This window comes from Parachryseolinea silvisoli, assembly GCF_021190955.1.
GTDB lineage: Bacteria > Bacteroidota > Bacteroidia > Cytophagales > Cyclobacteriaceae > Ohtaekwangia > Ohtaekwangia silvisoli.
The window spans coordinates 202,016-221,673 of the sequence record NZ_JAIOAO010000002.1 but is presented as its reverse complement, the minus strand read 5'-3'; the positions used below and the strand labels follow the sequence as shown (position 1 = coordinate 221,673).

General features: G+C 52.0%; 21 protein-coding genes. 5 read left to right on the top strand and 16 right to left on the bottom strand.

Going from position 1 to position 19,658, the window contains the following annotated elements; translation table 11 throughout:
* The first annotated feature begins 21 nt into the window (after positions 1-21).
* Positions 22-834 (top strand): 3-keto-disaccharide hydrolase, encoded by an 813-nt coding sequence (locus tag K7P01_RS10685; RefSeq protein WP_267292751.1) that lies wholly within the window; start codon positions 22-24, stop codon positions 832-834.
* A gap of 5 nt (positions 835-839) precedes the next feature.
* Here K7P01_RS10685 and K7P01_RS10680 read toward each other — a convergent pair whose 3' ends face one another.
* The gene (locus K7P01_RS10680; RefSeq protein ID WP_267292749.1) at positions 840-1,220 is read right to left on the bottom strand and encodes a hypothetical protein; all 381 of its coding nucleotides are present in this window, start codon (positions 1,218-1,220) and stop codon (positions 840-842) included.
* A 61-nt stretch (positions 1,221-1,281) separates the two neighbouring features.
* Here K7P01_RS10680 and K7P01_RS10675 point away from each other — a divergent pair, with 61 nt between their 5' ends.
* Positions 1,282-1,782, top strand: a complete 501-nt coding sequence (locus K7P01_RS10675; RefSeq protein WP_267292747.1) for an endonuclease V — start codon at positions 1,282-1,284, stop codon at positions 1,780-1,782.
* 30 nt (positions 1,783-1,812) lie between these two features.
* Here K7P01_RS10675 and K7P01_RS10670 read toward each other — a convergent pair whose 3' ends face one another.
* The 8 genes from K7P01_RS10670 to K7P01_RS10635 all read right to left on the bottom strand — a co-directional run bounded on the left by K7P01_RS10670 (position 1,813) and on the right by K7P01_RS10635 (position 7,532).
* Positions 1,813-2,940 carry a fatty acid desaturase family protein gene (locus K7P01_RS10670; protein WP_267292745.1) on the bottom strand — a complete coding sequence of 376 codons (1,128 nt, stop codon included), beginning with the start codon at positions 2,938-2,940 and terminating at the stop codon, positions 1,813-1,815.
* A gap of 212 nt (positions 2,941-3,152) precedes the next feature.
* Positions 3,153-3,608, bottom strand: coding sequence for a VOC family protein (locus K7P01_RS10665; protein WP_267292743.1), 456 nt, complete (start codon positions 3,606-3,608; stop codon positions 3,153-3,155).
* 63 nt (positions 3,609-3,671) lie between these two features.
* Positions 3,672-4,028, bottom strand: coding sequence for a DoxX family protein (locus K7P01_RS10660; protein ID WP_267292741.1), 357 nt, complete (start codon positions 4,026-4,028; stop codon positions 3,672-3,674).
* Positions 4,029-4,044: 16 nt separating this feature from the next.
* Positions 4,045-4,800, bottom strand: a complete 756-nt coding sequence (locus tag K7P01_RS10655) for an SDR family oxidoreductase (protein ID WP_267292739.1) — start codon at positions 4,798-4,800, stop codon at positions 4,045-4,047.
* 99 nt (positions 4,801-4,899) lie between these two features.
* A complete protein-coding gene (locus K7P01_RS10650) occupies positions 4,900-5,640 on the bottom strand; it encodes an SDR family oxidoreductase (protein ID WP_267292737.1) in 741 nt (246 codons plus the stop codon).
* A gap of 99 nt (positions 5,641-5,739) precedes the next feature.
* A complete protein-coding gene (locus tag K7P01_RS10645; protein WP_267292735.1) occupies positions 5,740-6,711 on the bottom strand; it encodes a helix-turn-helix domain-containing protein in 972 nt (323 codons plus the stop codon).
* A 75-nt stretch (positions 6,712-6,786) separates the two neighbouring features.
* Entirely contained in the window at positions 6,787-7,107 is a 321-nt protein-coding gene (locus tag K7P01_RS10640) for a hypothetical protein (protein ID WP_267292733.1), read from the bottom strand.
* 197 nt (positions 7,108-7,304) lie between these two features.
* Entirely contained in the window at positions 7,305-7,532 is a 228-nt protein-coding gene (locus K7P01_RS10635) for a hypothetical protein (RefSeq protein ID WP_267292731.1), read from the bottom strand.
* Between the two features lie 503 nt (positions 7,533-8,035).
* Here K7P01_RS10635 and K7P01_RS10630 point away from each other — a divergent pair.
* From K7P01_RS10630 to K7P01_RS10620, 3 genes are all read left to right on the top strand, one after another.
* The gene (locus tag K7P01_RS10630) at positions 8,036-8,491 is read left to right on the top strand and encodes a hypothetical protein (RefSeq protein ID WP_267292729.1); all 456 of its coding nucleotides are present in this window, start codon (positions 8,036-8,038) and stop codon (positions 8,489-8,491) included.
* A 96-nt stretch (positions 8,492-8,587) separates the two neighbouring features.
* Positions 8,588-9,895, top strand: coding sequence for a chorismate lyase (locus K7P01_RS10625; RefSeq protein ID WP_267292727.1), 1,308 nt, complete (start codon positions 8,588-8,590; stop codon positions 9,893-9,895).
* A gap of 172 nt (positions 9,896-10,067) precedes the next feature.
* Positions 10,068-11,498, top strand: coding sequence for a PAS domain-containing protein (locus K7P01_RS10620; RefSeq protein WP_267292725.1), 1,431 nt, complete (start codon positions 10,068-10,070; stop codon positions 11,496-11,498).
* Between the two features lie 12 nt (positions 11,499-11,510).
* Here the strand turns inward: K7P01_RS10620 and K7P01_RS10615 are convergent, their stop codons facing one another.
* The 7 genes from K7P01_RS10615 to K7P01_RS10585 form a co-directional block, all read right to left on the bottom strand.
* Positions 11,511-12,476 carry an AAA family ATPase gene (locus K7P01_RS10615; RefSeq protein ID WP_267292723.1) on the bottom strand — a complete coding sequence of 322 codons (966 nt, stop codon included), beginning with the start codon at positions 12,474-12,476 and terminating at the stop codon, positions 11,511-11,513.
* A gap of 3 nt (positions 12,477-12,479) precedes the next feature.
* Entirely contained in the window at positions 12,480-13,814 is a 1,335-nt protein-coding gene (locus K7P01_RS10610) for a peptidylprolyl isomerase (RefSeq protein ID WP_267292721.1), read from the bottom strand.
* A 28-nt stretch (positions 13,815-13,842) separates the two neighbouring features.
* Positions 13,843-14,751 carry a peptidyl-prolyl cis-trans isomerase gene (locus tag K7P01_RS10605; RefSeq protein ID WP_267292719.1) on the bottom strand — a complete coding sequence of 303 codons (909 nt, stop codon included), beginning with the start codon at positions 14,749-14,751 and terminating at the stop codon, positions 13,843-13,845.
* Positions 14,705-16,675 (bottom strand): peptidylprolyl isomerase, encoded by a 1,971-nt coding sequence (locus tag K7P01_RS10600; protein WP_267292717.1) that lies wholly within the window; start codon positions 16,673-16,675, stop codon positions 14,705-14,707. The genes K7P01_RS10605 and K7P01_RS10600 overlap by 47 nt, the downstream gene beginning before the upstream one ends.
* Positions 16,676-16,699: 24 nt before the next feature.
* Positions 16,700-17,119 (bottom strand): ATP-binding protein, encoded by a 420-nt coding sequence (locus tag K7P01_RS10595; RefSeq protein WP_254082178.1) that lies wholly within the window; start codon positions 17,117-17,119, stop codon positions 16,700-16,702.
* On the bottom strand, positions 17,116-17,454 hold the full coding sequence (locus tag K7P01_RS10590; RefSeq protein WP_267292713.1) for an STAS domain-containing protein: 339 nt from the start codon (positions 17,452-17,454) through the stop codon (positions 17,116-17,118). The genes K7P01_RS10595 and K7P01_RS10590 overlap by 4 nt, the downstream gene beginning before the upstream one ends.
* A gap of 71 nt (positions 17,455-17,525) precedes the next feature.
* Positions 17,526-19,595, bottom strand: coding sequence for a GAF domain-containing SpoIIE family protein phosphatase (locus tag K7P01_RS10585; RefSeq protein ID WP_267292711.1), 2,070 nt, complete (start codon positions 19,593-19,595; stop codon positions 17,526-17,528).
* Positions 19,596-19,658 lie beyond the last annotated feature (63 nt).

Genomic DNA, 19,658 nt, shown 5'->3' with positions numbered 1-19,658 from the left:
GCTTATCTTGCCTGTACAGATATGACACGTTTTTTTATACCCCTGCTAAAACGCTCACTGCCGCTGGCGGCACTGAGCCTGCTACTGATTACCTGCAAGCCTTCCACTCCCGTTACAGAGGAGGGTGCGTGGATTTCCTTGTTTAATGGCAAAGACTTGAATGACTGGATCGTTAAGATCCATCACCATGACGTCGGCGTAAATTTCGGGAATACCTTTCGCGTGGAAGACGGCATGATCAAAGTTCGTTATGATCAATACGGCGACTTCCAGGATCAGTTTGCGCATTTATACTTTAAGCAACCCTTTTCGCATTTTCACCTGGTGGTAGAGTATCGTTTCACCGGCGAGCTGCAACGTGGTGCCCCTGACTATACCATGTTGAACAGCGGGGTGATGTACCACGCGCTGGATCCACAGACCATGCTGAAAGAGCAGGACTGGCCGATCTCAGTCGAAATGCAGTTTCTGGCCGGCCTGGGCGACGGCCAGCCACGGCCTACAGGGAATATGTGCTCGCCCGGCACAGACATTGTATACAACGGGACGCTGTACGACGGCCATTGCCTGAACTCCACGTCGAAGACATATGATCGCGACGCCTGGGTGCGGGCAGAATTGATCGTGCTGGGGGATTCGCTCATTACACACATCATCGAGGGCGACACCGTGCTACAGTATACACATCCTACCATCGGCGGTGGCGTAGTACATGGATATGACTCGGCGGTTTGGAAACCGGGCACCGCGCTGAAAGAAGGCTTTATTGCACTGCAAAGCGAAGGGCAGCCGATCGATTTTCGCAAGGTAGCGTTGCGTAACCTGGCGAAGTGATCAGGTTAAAGCCGTTTCGGTGGTGCAAGGTTGATTTTGGCAAGCTCACGGATGAGCAGTACAAAGCATAAAAAGGTAATGGCATTGATTGCGAGGGAACCGCCCAGGCGCACTTCAATATTTAATCCTGTTTTAGAATAAAACCGGAAGCTCTCACCATAGATGTTAAACGAGCGGATGCCGTAATACACCAGCAGCGTGATGATCGCCCAACCTTTGCCCTGTACGACCTGGTAGGCAATCCAACAGGTGAACAGCTCAACTACACACAGGAACAGAATAAGACCTTGCGCCAGATGGCCGCTTATAACAGCGGCGACGACGTCGATTACAAAAGAAACGACAGTGACTACCAGAACGATAATGCCGATAATGCTTTTCTTCATTATTTTGGCTTCTTTGCCAATGCAAATATGCATCAAAAGTTCGTAAAACGGATTCTCATTCATGCTAGCCGCCTTCGATACGTATTATACCGGAACGCAAGCCAAGACTGTTTGCGTGTTGTTTGAGCAGTGGCAGGACGCCACGCCGGCGCAAGTATTGATAGACGTCATGGAAGACGTACCAGCCTATGAACCCGGTGCGTTCTATAAACGAGAGTTACCTTGTATCATGCGCGTGCTACAACAAGTGGAGATCGCGTCACTGCAGGCAATCATTATCGACGGCTTTGTGATCCTGGACGACGCCGGCAAGCTGGGCCTGGGAGGCCATCTGTACGAACAGTTAGGCCGCCGCGTGCCTGTAATCGGTGTAGCTAAAACCAATTTTGCTACCAACAAGGTAAATAAGCAGGAAGTATTGCGAGGAGAAAGTTTGCGGCCGCTTTATATTACAGTGCTTGGCATGTCACTACCGGAAGCCGCCACGCATATCCATGCCATGCACGGGGTACATCGCATGCCTGCATTGCTAAAACATCTCGATAGTCTTACGAAAGCCTAACGCCTGGGCTACCTCATCGGGAATATAACCCTATGCGGCAGCAGCCTGTGCTACTTTAATTTTGTTAGCCCGCAAGGCATCACGCCCAAAGCGGCGCAGCAGGCGGTAGTGCGACGCCAGCGCTGTGCCGAACGTAGCATTCTCGTAGTAGGGAACACCAAACTCCTGTGCGGTCTGCTCCACGATGTCTGACAATGCACGATAGTGCGTATGACATACCTTAGGGAACAGGTGATGTTCTACCTGCATGTTCAGTCCACCGCAGAGAAAGGTGGTCAGGAAACTTTTTCGGCCGAAGTTGGCCGTGGTGCGCAACTGGTGCACGGCCCAGGCATCTTCCATACAACCTGAAGTATGAGCTTCTGGAAACTCGAGATCTTCTACGATGTGGGCCAGTTGAAACACCATGCCGAGCACAAACCCTTTTGCCATTTGCATGGCGACAAACCCAATCATGAATTGCCACCAGGTGATCTGGTCCATCAGCAGCAATGGCAGCACAATGACCAGGACATAATACAACGCCTTGAAGAAAAATAATTTGAAGTATTCTATTCGCGGATGTTTCCGGGTGTCGTAGCTCCCGATACTGTTCTGAAAGAACTTTTGATAGTCTTTCACGAAGATCCACGACAAACTGGCAAAGCCGTACAACAAAAACGCATAGAAATGTTGATACCGTTGTATGGCCGACGGGCGGTCCTGGGGGCAAACGCTCACAAGTCCCGGGGCCACGACCAGGTCGTCGTCGTGATCATGAATGTTGGTAAACATGTGATGAACCATGTTGTGAGATATCTTCCAATTATAGGTGTTGGCGCCGATCAGGTGGAAGATTGAGCCCAGGGCGGTGTTCACCGCGGCATGCCGGGAGTAGGAACCGTGCAGGGCGTCATGGCAGACGTTAAATCCTATAAACGCTGAAAACATGCCCAGCACAATGGCCATGGGTAGCAGGATAAGTGGAGCAAAGCCGCCGAACAAAATCAGCAGGTATAAGCTGAAGGTGCCGCCGGCGAAAAGTATAGTCTTGGCAATCATGACACCATCTGCATGCCGCGAAATGTTCCCGGACGTAAAGTAGTGGTCCGCGCGCTTGCGCAACGTAGCATAAAAGCCACGGTAGTCATTGTTAAATTTTAAGGGCGTGGGTGTCAAAATAAAGAATATAAAAAGTATACAATTTACCAGTTTGAACAGGCTTTCCGATAGGGTAAGGCAAGGGGCAAAATAGCCTATTCCCTGGTAAGATACGGGTAATTTATAGCCCTTACAAACTGACAAGTGTAAGGGCAGTCAGAATGCTGTAAAACGAGAGGTAAATACCCTTTATGCGGTAGGCGATATACGTAATTCTCGGTAGGAATGGCTTATTCCCGTGCGTCGTTCACTTCCACCCAGTATCCGTCTGGGTCTTGCACCCACAGTTGTTTTACACCGTCTACACGGGTGGTAACGGCTTGCTTTTTGCCGTCGCGGTCTTCCCAGGGCAAATTATATTTCTTAAGCAACACAATAAATGCGTCAACACTGGCTACGCTAAAACAGGTGTGTTGGTTCTTGTAATATTCTCTCCGTGCGGGCGCGCCTTGTATAATATGCAGCGCCGTGCCGGGACCGGTTCGCAACCAGGTATGCTTACCGTCGTGGAACGGGTTAGCGATCGTATCGAGGCCCAATACTGTGTGATAAAAGAACGTACTGGCCGCCAGGTCTTGTACATAAATGGCCGTATGGTTGAGGTGGGCCTTTGGGGCGCTGGTCTGCGCGCAGGAAGTCGTGCCGCCAACAGCGGTCACGAGCAGTATAAGAACAATGCGATTCATACCGTCAAAGTACGATAGTAGCCGGCCCCTGCCAATCGCGGGCAGGATGGCCGGCAGAATAAGTCATTTCGCGGTGAGCGGATGCCCCAGGTATATAATCACCAGCGAGAGTAGCAGGAAGGGCACCTCGATGGCAACACCCCGGAGGTCTTTGTGTTGGAGCTCCAGCGCCATGATGAACAGGATGCTGGCAGCCATCAGAAAGTTGCCGTAGAGAAACGTACGGGGAAAAAGGATCAGGAGGGCGCTGGCGATTGTGATCAAACCCAGCGCCGTTACGCCCGTATGGACCACGCCCAACCGCTCCAGCATGCGCAGCATGTCGGGCTTTGCCGTGATCATGGCCCAGCCTTGTTTAAGGCCCATGAAGATGGCGGTCAGCATCAGGATAACCTGGAGTATTTTTAAAAGCGTTGCCATGATATATGTTTATACGTTAGTATTTTGATCCTCCGTTTACCAGCATGTGTTGACCCGATACAAAGCTGGCCAGGTCACTGGCAAAGAACTCGGCTATATCGGCTACGTCGTCCACCGTGGTGAGCCGGCCCATGGGTGAACCGTTCAGCAGCTCCTGGTAGAACGGGTCGCTGGTGGCCATTTCCGTGAACACACCGGTGTTTGCTACGGGGCCGGGTATGATGGTGTTTACGGTCACGCCGCGATGGCCTATTTCTTTCGCCAGAATTTCCACCAGGTATTTGGGTGTGGTTTTGCTGCCGCCGTACACCGCCATGCCGGGCACGGGCGACGTCGTCGTGCTGGAGGAAATATAGATGATCCGGCCTTGATCGGCAATGTGCCGCGCAGCCTCTTGTAGGGTAAAGTAGGAACCTTTTACATTGATGCTGAAGACGCGGTCGAACTGCTCTTCGGTAAAATCAGTCACAGGTAGCTGGATCAGCTCGATGCCGGCATTGGCCACGACGATGTCGATCTTGCCAAAGGCCTTTATACCTTCCTGGAATAGCCGGGTCACCTCCTGCGGCTTGGTAACGTCGGCTTGTACGGCAATGACCTTCGTGCCCATACTGGCAATAATTCTGACGACCTCTTCGGCCGAGGCTTTGTCGCGTGAATAGTTCAGAATAATGTTGGCGCCGAGTGCGGCGTAACGTTCCGCAATAGCTTTACCGAGCCCACGGGCTGAGCCTGTAATCAGGGCGACTTTGTTTTGAAGGGTATTCATCATGTTGGAGTTTAGAATTGTAAAGGCAATAGAGTTCTGTGCGGCCTTGCGGCTGCGTGTGTTATGATCAGAAAAAGTTAAAGAAGAAGCGGTGCGGCCTGACTAGGCCATCGCACCGTTTAGGCCGATGTTTTGGGCGCTGATCCACTTGGCCTCATCGCTGGCCAGGAATGTTACCACGGGGGCGATATCCGAAGGTTCACCGATGCGGTTGAATGCGGAGAGTGCCGCCAGGCGGCCAATGACTTTGTCACTCTTGCCGTTGGTAAACAGCTCGGTGTTGGTCGGGCCGGGTGAAACAGAGTTGACATTGATATTGCGTTTGCCAACTTCTTTGGCAAATACCCGCGTGAGTTGCTCGACGGCACTCTTGGTAGCAGCGTAGGTGGCATATCCGGGCAGCATCGGGCGGTTTACGGACGTTGAGAAGTTGATGATCGTACCGTTGTCCGCCAGGCGTGTCGCCGCCGCGCGCATCGTATTGAAGGTCCCTCGCACGTTGATATCGAACTGACGGGTGAAGTCTTCGTCGGTGGTCTCGCTCAGAGGCTTGACGATCATGATGCCGGCGTTGTTTACGAGTACATCCACGCGACCGTATGCGGCAATAGCTTCGTCAAAAAGGCGATCGACATCGGCCGGCTTGCTGACATCGGCCTGTACGGCTTTGGCCTGGCCACCGGCAGCGACGATATTGTTTACGACCTCTTCCGCCGACGCGCGGCTGCCGGCATAATTAACGATGACCTTTGCCCCTGCCTGGGCTAATGATTGTGCGATGGCAGCACCGATGCCGCGTGATGCCCCGGTTACGATGACGATCTTGTTTTTTACTGTGCTCATGATGTTGTATTGTTTAATTGAACGATACAAAGGTGCAACCTCCGTCCCCCTGAAAAAGTACAGATTCTTAAGGACTACATGTAAATATCCAAGATAGACTTAACCTTGGCCAGGTTCTCGCCGGAAGGCGTTCGGCGTTAGATTTGTGTGTTTTTTGAAGTAGTTACTGAAGTGAGCAGACTCCGAAAAACCAAGTTGAAAGGCTATTTCCTTGACGGGAATAGATGAATTGCGCAGCAACGACTTGGCCTCGGCCATGGTCTTGTCGCTGATCCACACGCTGACCGAGCGGCCCGTTTTGCTCTTGATCACCTGGCTGAGGTAATTTGGGTGCAGGTTCAGGCTCCGGGCATAATCCTGCGCCTGGAACAGCGTACGGGTCTTACCGTCCGCCAGGTCACGGTAGTGTTTTTCCAGCAAGCTTTTGAAGGCCTTCACAATCTGCGAGCTGCGATTGCCCTCATAGATCGGGTTATAGTCCTCCCAGAAGTACTCTTTTACCTTGAGCAGCAGCACCACGAAGAGACTGCCGATAAGACGATGTTTATAGGGCGACGCCGCCCGGTACTCCTTTAGGATTTGCAGGTACAGCCGCTCAAATTCCGTATACACTTCGCGCTGCAACGTACGCGGCGGTACCGTCTCGGCCAGGAGGAACGAAAATTCCTGGAACACATCGGGATGTACATTCTCTTTTAAAAACGACTCACTGAACGTAATGAGATAGACCTCGTCCATTTGCAGCCATTCAAATGATTTGTAGTGGCCGGGATTGGTAAAATAGATCGTCCCGGGCGAAGTATCAAAACGATGGTCATCCGTCGAATACCGGCCATGACCATTCTTGACAAAGACGAAGGAAAAGTAGTTGGCCCGGTATACCGGCGACTTAAAAGGCAGGTCCAGGTGTATTTCGGCCAGGTTATGAATCGTAAATTCTGCCTCCGCGTCGATCAGGTCTATGGGCAGCCCGATGTCGTGGTAGGTATCATACAGATTGTCGAACCGTTCAATTTTTTCCTGCTCCTTCATACACGTGGGCAGCTTGTCTGGAGGGGCTTTCGCTCTCACACCCGATGGCTATCGGGTCCACACGCACGCTGATTCCCGGGTGCTATAATACGACTTCGGGTGGATTTTTGCGAATCAGATCTGGGAGAAGACGCGGTCTACGCCTATGCTGGCGCGGTCGTACCCGGCGCGGAGTCGGCTGAAGCGTTTATCCATGATAGTAATATTCCGGACGTGGCTGAGGTCCACCAATAGCCAGTCAAACGTATGCGTCGCGCTGCCGCCACCATGTTGATAACACCACAGGACCGGAATACCGGCAGGAGATAACCCATAGCAGTACGGCTCTACGAGTCTATGAAAGCCTTCGTAGTAAAACGAGAGTACTCGCCGGTATTGAATGGCCAGTAAGATCTCGACGTTTGCGGTTGCCGCTGTCGTGGGATACCTGTGCATTTTGATTGATGAAGCGTAAAATATATCCGCGCACGAATTCTGCCAGGGAATACACTTTTACGGTCCGTAGTAGTTCTGCTTGCAAGAGATCCTAATAAGGGGGCTCGTAGCAAATCTTAATTCAAGTTAAATATTTTATAAATACTGTCAAACGATGCGGTATATTTCTTTGTGCAGCGTGCAGTATACCTGCACACTCATGACAATTGCTCTGCATAACGGTCTTTTACATGGCGACTGATATACGTGCTGAGGCCTATACCTTCTCGTGCGAGCTTCTTCATTTTCTCGATGTGCATTTTGCCCGTGACAACATAATTATATAGGTAAGTGTGTCCGCCCCGAAACGTAACGATGATCGAGTCACGCCCGATGTCATACGACATTATGCCCGAGTTGCCTTTTAGATTTTTGTAACGTTTCATCAGGAGTATATACAAAAAATTATACCGTGCGAAATCTTTGCACTACCTCCCTCGAAATGACCCGGCTGTTGCCGGACACGGAACGACCGGCAGGTCTTTGCATACCGGAAAAATCAGGTACAATGCCCCGTATTATACCGGTATGGCAGCTGTGTTAACCTCAGTTCAGCAAATAAGCACTCCGTTGACACCGTGAGGTTAGTTTTTTAGTCATTTTGTCAAAAATCCAGGACTTTTCATCCGGTCGCGCATATCCCAGGCGATGCGTGAACAACTGGAAACCGTTGCATATAGTACAATTGTACTACTCCGGAGGATACAATTGTACTATTCCGAACAAAACGCTCACAGGTGGGCGACATGTATGGATGTGTACGAAATACAAATATTTAGTATAAGTATTAAAAGCAACTTTATTTTAATGACCCGGTGAAATGTATTTGTAGCCGGTCGAAACGATCAATCAAAAAATTTTAACCACAATTAACCCCTTTTGACATTGTATGAAACTTGTCGTAGAAAAGAATGGTACTATTGAGTACGACCCTACCGTGCCCTGCATCACGGCATCCTTTACCGATTTCATGTCCTCGGATCAATTCAAGGCATTTTTAGAAAAAGGACTCACACACCTTATTGAAAAGAAAAAAAGCCACGCGCGGCTGCTGTGGCTGGCCGACACCAGCAAGCACGCCGTGCAGCCCGAAAAAGACATCCAGTGGGTAGCCGAGGTATGGAACCCGCGTGCACTCAAGGCCGGTATTAATCACGTCGCGTTTGTATTGCCGGAGAATGTTTTCGCCGTCCGCTCCGTGAAGGGCTATGCTGCAAAGTCGGCTCCCAAGGAGGATGAAGTCAGGGAGCAGGAGGATATAATGACCGTTGAGTTCTTTGGCAAAATAGAAGATGCCAAGGAATGGTTCCGGAACCTGAAGCCGGTTACGGCTGCGCTTAAATAAGATTTGTTACTCAGCAGGGGCCTACGGGCCCCTGCGGCCTTTTAGGCTTTGTTGTCAGTGTGTTTTTGTATTGTCTCAACTTACCCTACCTACCGTATGAAAGTCCAAACAGCTATCTCCACCCAAAACAAAAGAGGGTTTACCTACACCCTCACGTCCTTCGGAAAAGCCTTTGTCAATGCCGCCTCTAAAGCCACCCATCCTGTCATGGATATTGGTGCTGCGTACGGCGTAGCCACCCTGCCAGCCTTGCTAACGGGAGCACGCGTCGTCGCCGTCGACATAGAGGAGAGCCACCTGCAGGCCATTCACAATACCGTTGGCGATGTATTGCAACCACACCTGAAAACCATGCGTGGCCGCTTTCCGCACTTCGACATGGAAAACGAATCGCTCAGCGCGGTGTACATGTCGCAAGTGCTGCCGTTCCTGAACGGTGACGAGATCGAAGCGGGCGCCCGCAAGGTATACGACTGGCTCATCCCCGGCGGCGAAGTATTTATTGTATCGTTCACCCCGTATATCGACCACGTCAAGGCATTCATACCTGTCTACGAAGAGCGCCGCCGCGAGGGCGTACGCTGGGCCGGGTACATCGACGACGTGGCGCACTACAGCCACGACCCCGCCATCTATAGCCACCTGCCCAACCAGATCCACCACGTGGACGCCGACGATCTAACGTGGGCGTTTCAGAACGCCGGCTTTACTATTCGCGAGGTACGTTACTTTGGCGAAGAAGAAGGCGAGTTGCCATCGGGCATTCGTATGGACGGCCGCGAGCGCGTAGGCCTTGTTGCCGTGAAGCCCTTTGCCCGCGACTACCGCGGCGAATTGGGCCACTGGGAAAGCATCGCGACCATGCCGGCCGATATTGTGCCGCCCGTGCTGCGCGAGTGGCTCTACAAGCCATTTGTATTGAGTCATGCGTTAAAGCGCGTGTGTAGCAATTTTGCCGTGAGCGTTTGTGATCAGTCCATCAAACCCATGTATGCTGACGAAATCTCTGCGTTGCAGTGCTATACCTGCCCGGACGGTTACGTGCGAGAAACATATCTCGGTAATGTCGAAGATCCGCTGGTCTACGCTCGTGTCACCATGCCCGAGACAACGTACCGCGCTTGCCAGGAGGAGCTGGATACTCTCGGCAATCGCCCGATTGGCGAAACGCTGCTCTACAATAACCCCCATGTTACCCGCAGTGGGTTCGAGGTCAAACGTGTGACCGGAAACGATGAGCTGTTGTTTGATGTACTTGTACACTCGCACTTCTTCAAAGCCGAGGTGGAAAAAAGCAGTCGCATACCCGAGCTGTGGGCGCGTCGCTCCATCTTCCACATGCACGGCCACCCGTTGCTGATCACCGAAGTATTTTTGTGTAACATTCCCGATTACCGCGATTAACACACTCCCCCGTTAGCAGTGTGAATGTGAGAGCGGTCCGTGTTTCTTCGCTCTCACACTTCACACATTCCCGCTGTTTCCATTCCTGACATTTATCATGTTTTTGAATAATGTTTATCAACTCCTGCGCTGCCGGAAAGTTAGTACTTCGTTGCCGTAGTCAGGAACGTATATGAAAACAGAACAGAAATGGGCCGCCTTCGGCCTTGCCATCGGCATGCTTTGTCCGCTGCTGCTATTGGCACAACGCCTGGGAGAAAGTCACAGCACCTGGGGAAAAACCGCGGTCAACGGACTGGCCATTGCCACCCCCGCCGTATGCGCTGCAGCAGCCTTTCTGGCCGGCCGGAAAATTGCCCGCAGTGAGGAGCGGTTTGTACAGCAGATCGACAACGACCGGAAACAATGGTTTATGCTCGACGACTTTATCGGTAGCCTCGACCGGGGCGACATGAGTGCACAAGTATCCAATGATTTTGCCGATCGTAAGATCGCCGCCCTGCTCGACGGCTACAAAACCAAACTGATGGCCGAGAAGGAGGAAGAGGAGCGGCGCACATGGGAGACACGTGGCCTGGCAAGCTTCGGCGAGTTGCTGCGCACCAGCACCGACCTGAGCCACCTGGCCGACGATGTCGTTCGATTCCTGGTAAAATATGTTAACGGAAATCAGGGCTCGATCTTCTTCCTGCAGGAACAACCCGACGAAGAGGCGGTGCTAAACCTGGCCGCGTGTTATGCCTACGAGCGAAAAAAACACATGACCAAAACCATTGCGCCCGGCGAAGGCCTGGTAGGGCAGTGTTACTTCGAAAAAGAAACCATCGTACTACATCAGGTACCCAAAGATTATATCCGCATCACGTCCGGGCTAGGCACGGGCGCACCGGGATTTATAGCCATTGTGCCGCTCAAGACCAATGAGCAGGTAAACGGCGTACTCGAGATCGCTTCGTTCAAAAAGCTGAACAGCCATGCGGTGAAGTTCCTGGAGAAAGCAGCAGAAGCTTTCTCTTCGGTGATCCAATCCATGAAGACCAACGACCACGTGCGCACACTGCTGGAGGCCTCGCAGCGCCAGACCGAAGAGTTGCGCAGCCAGGAGGAAGAGATGCGCCAAAACATGGAGGAGATCCAGGCCATTCAGGAACAAATGAGTCGTCAGCTGGAACGCAACACCGCGATTCGTCACGCGCTGGAAGCACGTGAAAAAGTACTGGGGCTTACGACCATCTTGTCAGAGTCAGACTTATTCGGCACCATCCTGTTTGCCAACGACAAGTTTTGTGAGATTGCCCAATATTCACAGGAAGAGCTAATCGGCCAACCGCATAATTTGATTCGTCACCCGGATATGCCCAAAGAGATCTTCCGGCAGATGTGGGCGGAGATTAAAGTCGGCAATGCCTTTAATGGCATCATCAAAAATCGCAAGAAGGATGGAACGCACTATTGGGTCGACTCTACGATCGTACCGGTAATCGAAGACGGAAAAATTGTAAAGTATATCGGCGCGCGATACCACATCAAAGACGACGACGTAGCGGAAAAGTTATTCTTCCGCCAGATGCGCCGCATGGGGCTGCTCGACTTAGTTCGGTAAGTACGGCTGGGATTAGATCAGGCGCTCGATCAATTCGTCGACGCTGATGCCTTCTGCTTCGGCCTTGAAGTTCCGTACGATGCGGTGGCGCAATACAGGTTTGGCAATAGCACGCACGTCGTCGATGTCGGGAGAATATTTGCCGTTCAGCAAGGCATGGCACTTGGCGCCGAGCACCAGGAACTGCGAGGCACGCGGCCCTGCTCCCCACTCGAGAAACTCGGTAGCGACGGCCGATGCGCCGGGTACACCCGGGCGGGTTTTATTCACCAGGCCCACGGCGTATTCAATCACGTTATCGACAATGCTCACCCGGCGTACCAGGTGTTGAAAGTAGGCAATCTCCTCGGCGTTCAACACCTTGTTTACCTGGCGTGTCTCGTCGCTGGTGGTATTCTTCACCACCTCCACTTCTTCGCGGAAAGAGGGATAGGTCAGTTGAATGTTGAACATAAAGCGGTCGAGCTGCGCTTCTGGTAGCGGGTAGGTTCCTTCCTGCTCGATCGGGTTCTGCGTGGCCAGTACAAAGAACGGGCCGGGCAGGTCGTAACGCTGGCCGGCAATGGTCACGGCATGCTCCTGCATGGACTCCAGCAGGGCGGCTTGGGTTTTCGGAGGCGTACGGTTGATCTCGTCGGCAAGGACAATGTTGGCGAAGATCGGGCCACGCACAAATTTGAAGTTGCGCTCTTTGTCCATCGTTTCGGCGCCGACGATGTCAGACGGCATCAGGTCGGGCGTAAACTGTATCCGCTTGAACTGAAGCTCGAGCGAGGTGGCAATGGTCTGTACCAACAGGGTCTTGGCGAGCCCCGGTACGCCTACCAGCAACGAATGGCCATGACAAAAGATGGCTGTCAGGATCTGGTGTACAACGTCTTCCTGGCCGATAACGACCTTTGATATTTCAGACTTTAAATTTTTATAGGCCGCGGCAAGGGCATCGGCAGCTTCGACATCAGAGGCAAACTTCGTCATTCGTTATTCATCTAAAATTCCACAATAATCATAAGCCTGGTCGATGCTGATAAAGACATCTTTCCGGGCCTTCTGAAACCACTTCTGCAAGATACGGTCCTTTTTCTCATTCAGCGTAGCGTCTTGTATCCGCGACCAGTCCGCTTCCAGGGACGCCTGGTGTGGAGCAATGCGCGAACGGTAGTACAAGATACGAACAGCATCTTTACCGTCGTCCGTGCGGTATACAATGGGGTGAGAGATATCGCCGATCTGCATGGAGTCAAGCTTGAAGAACACCACCGGGTCGAGCTCGTCCACCATCAGGCGGATGCCCCCGTTGGCGTCACTGAAGAAGCCACCATTGCCTTTCGTCTCTACGTCGTCTGAAAATTCTTTCGCAGCCTTCTGGAACTTGATGCTGTCGTTTACGATCAGCGTGCGGATGCTATCCAGGTTTTTGCTGGCCTTTGCTAAATCCGACTCAGAAGGCTTCGGCGAGATCAGGATGTGGCGCGAGTGATACTCGTTCCCCCGGCGCTCGAGCAGCTGCATGACGTGAAAGCCGAAGGGTGACTCGAAGGGCATAGAGATTTCGTTCGGCTTGAGCCGAAACGCTGTGGCTTCGTACTCGGGCACCATGCGGCCGCGGCCTGACCAGCCCATGTCACCACCGTTGGTGATCACACTGGGGTCGGAAGAATACTTCTTCGCGAGCGTGGCCCAATCTTCACCTGCCAGCAGGCGGTTGCGCAGCGCGACCAGCTCGGTGCGTGTAATGTTCTTTTGCTCTTCGCTGACCTTGGCAATCTTAACGATCTGTGCTACTTCTACGGAAGCAGAGAAATAGGGAAGACTATCCTTGGGAATCTTGCTAAAGAAGCGACGCACTTCGGCCGGCGTTACCACCAGCCCATCGGTCATGACACCTTCCATTTTGTTTACGATCATTTGCTCGCGCACCTGGTCGCGCAGTTCCGAGCGGATCTGCTCCAGCGGCTTGCCATACAGCTCCTCCAGTTCGTCAGGCGAGCGGCCGGACTGCGACAGGATCATATCCATACGGCGTTGCGTGTTAGCGTCTACTTCGGCATCCAACACCATGACCGAGTCGATCTCGGCCTTTGCCATCATAAGTTTATTGCGGATCAGCATCGCCATCAGCTGGCAGCGAAGCTGCTGCCCGGGCGGGCGGCCGTTGGTCAGCTGGTCCTGGTAGAGCCGGTCCAGGTCGGACTTCAACACAATGTAGTTGTCTACTTTGGAGATGATCTCATCTACTACAAAGCCTGTCGCCTCCTCGCTCTCCTGTGCCGAAGCCTGAAAGGCCATGACGCCGGCAAACAGCGTCAGGGTCATGTACCTCGATATTCCTGCTATGTTCATATTACTTAAAAATCTCAAATTCCTTTTGGTCCAGTGCCTTCGTATACGTCTCGTCCTCCAGCCGTTTGGCCAGTTCTACCTTGCGCTTGTTTAAAATGATGTTGCGGATATCGTCTTTGACAAACTCCAGCGGGGAAATGTTGTCGGACATCCGGTATTGGTCCACCATTAAAAAGTAAAGATAGCTATCGTCAGAGGTTTCGTAGTACGGTGTGGTTTTTAAAAACTGAATTTTATTGGGGATCTCCGCCAGGGGCGAATTCCGAACCAGTTCATCAAACACCATCCAGCTGGAGTCGGAAATGTGGTATGCCGCCGAAAAACTAAGGCAGTATGACTTCAACTCCTTCTCGTCCTTGTCGCGGCTGGAATAGATCAATTCCTTGATTTTTCCAGTACGAGGGGCGTTTTTGGGCACCTTGATGAATGTCGCCTGGACGATATTCTGCTTCAGGATAAAATTGTCGATGTTGTCCTTATAGTACTTTTCGATCTCGCTGTTGGCAATGACCGTGTCCAGGTGTTCTTTGATATAATAAGTCTGATACTCGTAGGCAATGATGCTGTAGCGATAGTCCAGGATCTTGCGTTCGACCTCCGCCTCGTCGATGTCGATCTTGCGGCTGGCCTCCTGGATCAGCAGCTGCTTGCGCACCCAGCTATTGATGTACGCCTCGATGTGGGTAGCGCTGTCCTGTGGTGAGGTGCCGGGGGCAATAAAGCCTGCCAGCTCATCCCGGTACAGATAAGTATTGCCTACGCGGGATACCGCCTGCCGGTCTTCGGTGGCGCGGCCCGAGTCGTTTTTCATTTTGATAAGGTCGCAACCTGTCACCAGAAAGGCCGCCAGCAACCAGTGGCCTTTACTTCGCCTGAAGTTTCTGAAGAGTGTATTGCTTCCCTTTTCCATTCACTTTTACGGGGTATTTTTTCTTTAATTCCTCAATCCAGCGTTTTTCCAGGTCGCCCTGGTAGTCGGAGATGACCGACGGCCTTGCCTCTTCAAACGACATAGGGCCGGGGGGAATTATCTCGCTGAGCCGCACAAGGTAATACAATCCGTTGTTTTCTGCTGTGTACACGCCGGGTGCCCACGTGACCTTCTGCAGCACCGGCTTCTCCTCCTTCGTAAAAACGCCGGTTTCCGTCTTTACCTTGTTCTCGCTCACCACTTGCTGGAGGCGGTTTTGATCGGCCTGGCTGGCTTGTAGCAGTGGTCTCAACGTAGCCTCAAAGCCCGGTGTGGAAGCCGTATAAAACGTAGCCCGGGCTCGCTCGCCGGCTTTATAGTGGGCTGCGTTTGCCTCGAAGAAGCGCCGCTGCCCCACCGAATCGGTCGAAGCCTTGTTCCAAACCTCCTTTTCCATGATCTCGAACAGCAAAATACCCTCGTAATACTCCTTTAGCAGGTAGCCGTATTCGGGATTTTCGCGCACGATCTTCGCCTCCAACAGCGATAGGATGCTGGCATCGACAAAATGGTTGTATAACTGCTCTAAATACTTGGCGGGGTCTTGCGTATTGGGACGCTGCATTTTCTGCGTGTACTGCAAAAAATCCTGAACCGTGTAGCGCTTGTCCGTCAGGGAAAACATCATGTCGCGCGCGGCATTGGGCACGACGGGGGCCTTCCATTTGGCATTGTGCAAGGATGTGTCGCCCAGGGCCAGCACGCGGGCCTTCACTACGGCGTCCTCGCGGAACTGGTAGTCGCGACGCCACTTGAGCTCCATGGCCTGCTTGGACAGCTGGGTGCGCTCGTCGCGGTTCACGCGGCTCTTGAGTGTAGGGCTTACAGCTTCAAACGTACCCAGCGGAATTTTGCGCTCCAGGCGCATGATATGCCACCCATAGGCTGTCTGAAAGGGGTCGGAAATGTCGCCTGGATTTTTCAGGGCAAACGCCGTCCGCTCAAAGTCGGGTATGCTGGCCATTGCGCCAGGGCCAAAGGGCCGCATCTTGCCGCCGTTGTCTTTCGAGCCCGGGTCTTCCGAATATTGTTTACACAAATCTTCCCACTTCACGCCCGCTTGTAATTCATCGACAAGTTCGAAGATCTGGTTCTTTACTTTTTCATTGTCTTTGCCTTCGCCTGTGCGTAGCATAATGTGCGATACCTCCACCTCGCCCTGCGAGGGGCGGCGATCGGCAACATAGAGCAGGTGGTAGCCAAAACGCGTACGCACCGGCATGCTTACTTGCCCCGGTTTGGTGGTGTAGGCAGCATTCTCAAACGGATAGACCATCTGCAGCGCGGTAAAGTAGCCCAGGTTACCCTGGTTCATGCGCGCGGAGGGGTCTTCGGAATACTGCATGGCAGCTTTGCCAAAGTCTTCGCCGGCAATGATCTTATTGCGAATATCGACCAGGCGGTTGTATACCGCCACGGTATCGGCAGGCGAAGCATCCGCCTTGATGTTTAACAATATATGCGAGGCTTTCACCTCTTCCTTTAAGCGTTCATAGGTAAGCCTCGTCAGGCTGTCCGTGATTTTGGAGTCGGGCAGGTAGGGGCGGCGTAGCTCGTCTTTATACTGATTATACTCGCGTATAAACCTGCCGGTGGTGTCCATGCCACGGGCGCGGGCCTCTTCGACCTTCAGCTTGAAGTTTACGAACAGCGTGAGGTACTCCTCGACCTTTGCCGTGGTGAAATCCTCCGATTTGTTCTGGTGATTTTTTTTGTAGAGGTAAATAAACTCTTCGGCCGTAACGGGTTTCTTGTTAACGGTAAACAGCGTGACAGGCTTTGGCGCCTTTTTTTGTTTCTGCGCCTGCAGGGATGTGGTAGCAAAAGCACAACCGAGCAGAATACACACTGCAAATAGTCTCATAGGCGTTGGTTCGGGGTAAGGGGATTACTGAAAATGAACGGATTTGATCAGACGGCAAACGTTGCGGCCGCTGCGATTTTGATATTCGATTTTATCCATGATTGATTTTACCAGGCGGATGCCGAGGCCGCCCTTACGCTTTTCTTGGACAATGTTGTCGAGCGCAGGCGCGTGAAATTGGTTGATGTCGAACACGGTGCCGTCGTCGACAATCTCAAAGACCACCGGGTCGTTTTTATCAATGTCGATGTGTAGCTCAAACAGGTCTTCCGGGTTGCAGTGGTGGGCGTGTATCATCAGGTTCGAGCACATCTCGTCCAATGCCAGTACAATTTCGCTGATCTCCAGATCGGCCACACCATGATTCTTCAGCGATACCCGTATAAAATCACGCACGCCCTTCAGGTTCTCGATGCTGCATCCAACTTTATGCACGTATTTCATGCGATCATTTGCTTTGCCTCTACCTTATCTTTTCCAATCTGCAACAGCTCGCCCAGTCCCAGGATGCTAAAGGTATGCCACACCTTGTCGCTCATGCCGAACAGCACCATCCTGATGCCGCGGTCCTTGAACTCTTCGATATACGACATAAATACCCCCAATCCCGCTGATGAAATGTATTCGAGCGCACCGCAGTCCACAAGGATCTTTTCGAATCCTTCTCCCACACTCTTGGCAATCGCCAGATCAAGCTCTATGGAAGAACTGGCGTCAATTTCGCCGATGAGTGCGATCACATCTGCACCGTCTTCCTGTATTCTCCTGATGTGGATCATAGGTTATAACGTTGTTTTAATTTTAATGTTTTAATTCCTGACCGGTCGCCTTTTCAGGGGCTGGCGGCCTGTTATTTAAATTTTACGATCATGGTAGTGTAGTCGTCGTTGATATTCTCCGTGCCGGAAAAATCGTACAGGCGCTGGATCAGCTGCTCCTGTATTTCCCGCACCGGACGATCATGCACCTCCATCACTATCTGCTCCAGGCGATCATAGCCGAACTCTTCATTCTTGCCATCCTTCGCTTCCGTGATGCCGTCGGTATACAGCACCATGATGTCGTCGGGGCAATAGCTGAATTCGTTCGCCTGGATAAATTTCTTATAGCTCTTATTGCGCACCATACCCAGCGCAACGCCTTTGTCCTTGAAATATTCCGTGGTTTTCTTTGCCGTGCTGTAATACAATACCGGGCAGTGCCCTGCGCGCGCATAGCGGATCTTTTTCGTTTGGGTGTTGATCATGAAATAGGTGGCCGAAATGAACGATCCGCGTTCCAGGCAGTATATCAATGCCTGATTAGAACGCGACATGAACTCATCTGGTTCAATATCCTCCTGCGCCAGACTATGAAATATCCCTTTCATCTGCGACATGTGGAACGCCGCCGTCGTACCTTTGCCCGACACGTCGGCAATGATGAGCGAGACCAGGTGGTCGTTAATCCGCAAGGTGTCGTAATAGTCGCCGCCTACTTCGTCGGCAGATTCCGAGAAGGCCGCAATGTCAAAGTCGTCATCCTTTTCCAGCACATCCGGCAACAAGCTTTTTTGTACCGTCTTGGCAATCTTGAGCTCCTCTTTGTAACGTTCGTTTTGCAGGGCCTCCTCCATGAGGCGGAAATTCTCGATCGATATGCCTGCCTGGTTGGCAAAGGTCGACACGATCTTTGTCATCTCTTTATTAAAGCCTTCGGGCAGCTCGCGCAGCAGCGCCAGGGTGCCGATGTTCTCGCCCTTGACATAGATCGGGAAGGCCAGGATCGAACGGAACCGCGAGCCCTTCAACGACGACAGGTGCTTCGACAGGTTTTTGGTCTTGTCGCTGCTCTGCTCAAGAATACCTTTGATGTTGTGCGTCTTGAGGTGGTTGATGATGTCGTACGACTCTTTCTCGGTAATCTTATAGGTGAACAGCCGGTAATTGTGTTGCCGCAGGTTTACTTCCAGCCACGCCGCGTCGGCGAATACTGTACTGACGGATGTCTCCAGCAAAATATTGTATACGCTGTCTTCGCTCTGCTCGGTCTGAATGGACTGGCTGATGCGTTGGAAGTTCACCACCTCCTCCAGCTTTTGCTCAAAGACCGACGTCGTCGGCAGGTTGAACAAAATCACCAGGAAAGAGAAAATGCTGTACACCGTCACAAAGACGATCACCGACAGAATAAAAATATGCTCCTGGTAGTCGGTCAGCATCTGCATGGAGGGCATGGCCTGGCCAAGAACGGTCACCAGCGTGCGGTTGGTGTAGATGAGGTACAACAGGTAAAAGATTGTCAGCAGCAACAACAGCAAGCTGGTCCATTTCTGGCGGAAGTTGAGGTACGCCACCCACTTCATGTTGCCCGACAACACCAGACCGGTCAGTACAAAAATGCCGAAGAGGGTGCCGTACAACCATTCCACCACCGGTATATTAAAGCTGTTGTATAATAGGGAGAGCAGCAGTCCCACCTCGAAGAAAGTCCAGAGGCGCAGCAGCCACTTGGACTTCTGATACAGAATGAGCCGTTTCCACACGGTAAAGGCCATGAGCAGGAAACCGATCATGAGCCCGAGGTTGATCAGATAAATAAAGTCGTTAAAAACAAGACTCTTGGGAAGCCGGGTGCTGCCCATGAGCACCTCCAGCAATCGCAAACTGAGTGAGATTACGGTTGACACCAATCCGGTGGCGAATACGCGCCAAAGCAGGTCGACGAAATTAAGTACTTCGTCACGTTCGATCCGCAATTTGAAGTAATAGAAAACAGATAGGATATACAGGTTCAGCAGGATGCCAGGCAGCCAGGTGGGTAGTTCCTGTTTGAGGTTGCTCGAAATACTGAATACGATCGAAATTTCAGCAAATACCAAGGCCAGCCAGGTGATGACTCCCACCAGGAAAAGCAGTCGGGTGATGGCTTTGGTACGCATAGGATAAAAAAATGCCAATCAGCTAAGATTGGCTCCGCAATAATAGGAATAATTCGGAAAGGT

What these genes read in the sequence shown, in the direction of transcription:
- K7P01_RS10685 (WP_267292751.1), top strand. Translation starts at nt 22, where the DNA reads ATGACACGTTTTTTTATACCCCTGCTAAAACGCTCACTGCCGCTGGCG.
- K7P01_RS10680 (WP_267292749.1), bottom strand. Translation starts at nt 1,220, where the DNA reads ATGAAGAAAAGCATTATCGGCATTATCGTTCTGGTAGTCACTGTCGTT.
- K7P01_RS10675 (WP_267292747.1), top strand. Translation starts at nt 1,282, where the DNA reads ATGCTAGCCGCCTTCGATACGTATTATACCGGAACGCAAGCCAAGACT.
- K7P01_RS10665 (WP_267292743.1), bottom strand. Translation starts at nt 3,608, where the DNA reads ATGAATCGCATTGTTCTTATACTGCTCGTGACCGCTGTTGGCGGCACG.
- K7P01_RS10660 (WP_267292741.1), bottom strand. Translation starts at nt 4,028, where the DNA reads ATGGCAACGCTTTTAAAAATACTCCAGGTTATCCTGATGCTGACCGCC.
- K7P01_RS10655 (WP_267292739.1), bottom strand. Translation starts at nt 4,800, where the DNA reads ATGATGAATACCCTTCAAAACAAAGTCGCCCTGATTACAGGCTCAGCC.
- K7P01_RS10650 (WP_267292737.1), bottom strand. Translation starts at nt 5,640, where the DNA reads ATGAGCACAGTAAAAAACAAGATCGTCATCGTAACCGGGGCATCACGC.
- K7P01_RS10640 (WP_267292733.1), bottom strand. Translation starts at nt 7,107, where the DNA reads ATGCACAGGTATCCCACGACAGCGGCAACCGCAAACGTCGAGATCTTA.
- K7P01_RS10635 (WP_267292731.1), bottom strand. Translation starts at nt 7,532, where the DNA reads ATGAAACGTTACAAAAATCTAAAAGGCAACTCGGGCATAATGTCGTAT.
- K7P01_RS10630 (WP_267292729.1), top strand. Translation starts at nt 8,036, where the DNA reads ATGAAACTTGTCGTAGAAAAGAATGGTACTATTGAGTACGACCCTACC.
- K7P01_RS10625 (WP_267292727.1), top strand. Translation starts at nt 8,588, where the DNA reads ATGAAAGTCCAAACAGCTATCTCCACCCAAAACAAAAGAGGGTTTACC.
- K7P01_RS10620 (WP_267292725.1), top strand. Translation starts at nt 10,068, where the DNA reads ATGAAAACAGAACAGAAATGGGCCGCCTTCGGCCTTGCCATCGGCATG.
- K7P01_RS10615 (WP_267292723.1), bottom strand. Translation starts at nt 12,476, where the DNA reads ATGACGAAGTTTGCCTCTGATGTCGAAGCTGCCGATGCCCTTGCCGCG.
- K7P01_RS10610 (WP_267292721.1), bottom strand. Translation starts at nt 13,814, where the DNA reads ATGACCCTGACGCTGTTTGCCGGCGTCATGGCCTTTCAGGCTTCGGCA.
- K7P01_RS10605 (WP_267292719.1), bottom strand. Translation starts at nt 14,751, where the DNA reads ATGGAAAAGGGAAGCAATACACTCTTCAGAAACTTCAGGCGAAGTAAA.
- K7P01_RS10600 (WP_267292717.1), bottom strand. Translation starts at nt 16,675, where the DNA reads ATGAGACTATTTGCAGTGTGTATTCTGCTCGGTTGTGCTTTTGCTACC.
- K7P01_RS10595 (WP_254082178.1), bottom strand. Translation starts at nt 17,119, where the DNA reads ATGAAATACGTGCATAAAGTTGGATGCAGCATCGAGAACCTGAAGGGC.
- K7P01_RS10590 (WP_267292713.1), bottom strand. Translation starts at nt 17,454, where the DNA reads ATGATCCACATCAGGAGAATACAGGAAGACGGTGCAGATGTGATCGCA.
- K7P01_RS10585 (WP_267292711.1), bottom strand. Translation starts at nt 19,595, where the DNA reads ATGCGTACCAAAGCCATCACCCGACTGCTTTTCCTGGTGGGAGTCATC.